This window comes from Brasilonema angustatum (assembly GCF_059505445.1).
On sequence record NZ_JCACKO010000128.1, the window covers coordinates 1 to 2,226 of the forward strand.

Sequence of the window (2,226 nt, forward strand, 5' to 3'; positions counted from 1 at the left end):
ACTAGGTAGAGTCGAGAGGAGGTATTATCCTCCGTCCCTCTCTGTTAGATCCGGACATGCCCCTTTCGGTGCATCCGGCTCCCGATGTTCTAGGGTTTCCCCTTGCTCATGTGGATATAGTCGTGACAACTTTCATGTACGGCTAGGAGGTTTTTAGTTTTCCAGTTTTGATGGTTACCATCTACATGATGTAGGTGAACTTTTTCACCTGGTAACATCTTCATACCGCAATGACCACATTTATGGTTTTGCCGTTTTAAAGCTTTAGAGGTTTCGCCGCTGTAGAGCTTACTGTTACGCTCGCTCCAGTACGTTATATCTCCGTCGAGTGGTGATTTCTCACCTTGGACGTTGATAAATCCGTTTTCGGAGTAAGGAACTTTTGGAAATGCCTTATCTACCAAAGTTTTACTTGAATAGCGGTCATTTCTGTTTTCCTTGTTGAACTTATCCAAAGTTCTTTTCTGAATGAACCACAGCGAGTTTCGCGAGCCATCCATCTTACAGAACCTGTGATAATTCCTCCATCCTCTAACCAAGGGGGCTAATTTCTCAGCTTTGACTTCGGAACCATAGTTAGAACAGTTGACGATAGCTTTTACTTTCTTACGGAATGCTTTGAAGTTATCCACTGAAGGGGCACTTCTGAACTTTCCGTTGCTTTGAACTTTGAAGTTCCAGCCAAGGAAATCAAAGCCATCTGTCGCTGCGGTTATCTTTGTTTTCTTTTCACTGACATTCATCCCTCTCTCTGCAAGGAATTGGTTTATTCTTTCAAGTATCTCGTTTGCGTCGTCTTCTGGTCTTAGTATGATAACCATGTCATCTGCATAGCGGATGGATGGCTCCATGATGTATTTCAGTGGAGTTTTTGGCGTTAATTTGTACCTATTGTCCACATGACATCTATGTATACTTTCGATTCCATTAAGCGCAATGTTAGCTAATAATGGGCTTACCACACCACCTTGAGGGGTTCCTTGTTCAGGAAAGTCAGGGTGTAATCCTGCTTTGAGGCATCGGAAGATACCGATCTTCAAACCTTTTGGTGCTATCAGATTATTCATGATAGTTGTGTGGCTTATCCTGTCGAAGCATTTCTCAATATCGAGTTCTATAACTCTCTTATTTATTCCGTTGGCGTGGGAGCTTAGATTATTGAACACTTGTTTCTGGGCATCGTGCGCAGAACGTCCTGCTCTGAATCCATAGCTTTTAGCGTGGAAGGTTGCTTCATGTGCTGGCTCTAGGGCATATTTTGCAAGGCACTGCCATGCTCTGTCTGCCATAGTAGGGACTTTTAAGATTCGGAAAGTTCCGTCTTTTTTGGGTATTGGGATTTCCCGTAATTTGTTATGATGCCACTTATTACTGTTGGACTTGAGGAATTCCTCAAGTGCTAGGCGTTCCTTAAAATTTAGGGACGCTTTGCCATCTATACCCGCAGTCTTCTTGCCAGCATTTAGCTGAGTTACTTGTCTGATAGCCAGTAATCGTGCAGTCTTGGATTTCAGAATCAGTTTTTGGAGTCCCCGCGCTTTCCGCATGTCTCCTGCTTTAACTGCTTTATACAACCTTGCTTGTAGGCGAAACAGATTACGTCGGAATTGCTTCCAGGGTAATTTGTCCCAAGATTCACTAGTGTCGTCACTGTGCCCAATCATGCTCTACTCCTAATGATTGCTTTCTGAACACCTCAGACCAATTACGGTCTGTCCTACCCGAATTGAGGGAATTCCGCTTCTCGTCTAGCCTACTTGGGGTTCGACCGTTCCCTTGACCCTCAGTTCGTTTTTATTCGTTCCCTCGGTAGATTGTTAGTTCCGTTAGATGTAGCCATTTCAACCATTGGATTCCCTGGACTCTTACCGTTATTACGCCTATGACACGGCGGGAATTAGCTCCAATGAAGTCGGGGGATTTTATGTTGCGCCCCGCTTAAGCTTTGGTTGCTTTTTTAGGCTCAGTTTCATCATAGGAACTCCCCGTTAGCGCCAGTGTCGTTCCGCAACGAACGTCTGGTTGCGCCCTGTTCCCAGCTTCATCCTCCGAAAACCGAGTTCGGTCAATGTGGGCAGGTAGGGAGTCATACCTGAGTCTGGTAGACGGGACTTTCACCCGTATCAGACCGAGAGTTCAACCTTTTGTTGGCAGTAATCTGCTGCCGGGTTGGTGAGGTTATTTACGGGCTGGTTACCGTGATTCACTTCACAACGAATCGCACAG

General features: G+C 45.2%; 1 protein-coding gene. It reads right to left on the reverse strand.

Features of this window, described 5'->3' with window-relative positions; all coding sequences use genetic code 11:
- Positions 1 to 89 precede the first annotated feature (89 nt).
- The gene (locus tag AC5JM2_RS21880; RefSeq protein WP_495836939.1) at positions 90 to 1,664 is read right to left on the reverse strand and encodes a group II intron reverse transcriptase/maturase; all 1,575 of its coding nucleotides are present in this window, start codon (positions 1,662 to 1,664) and stop codon (positions 90 to 92) included.
- Between the last annotated feature and the right edge of the window lie 562 nt (positions 1,665 to 2,226).

What these genes read in the sequence shown, in the direction of transcription:
- AC5JM2_RS21880 (WP_495836939.1), bottom strand. Translation starts at nt 1,664, where the DNA reads ATGATTGGGCACAGTGACGACACTAGTGAATCTTGGGACAAATTACCC.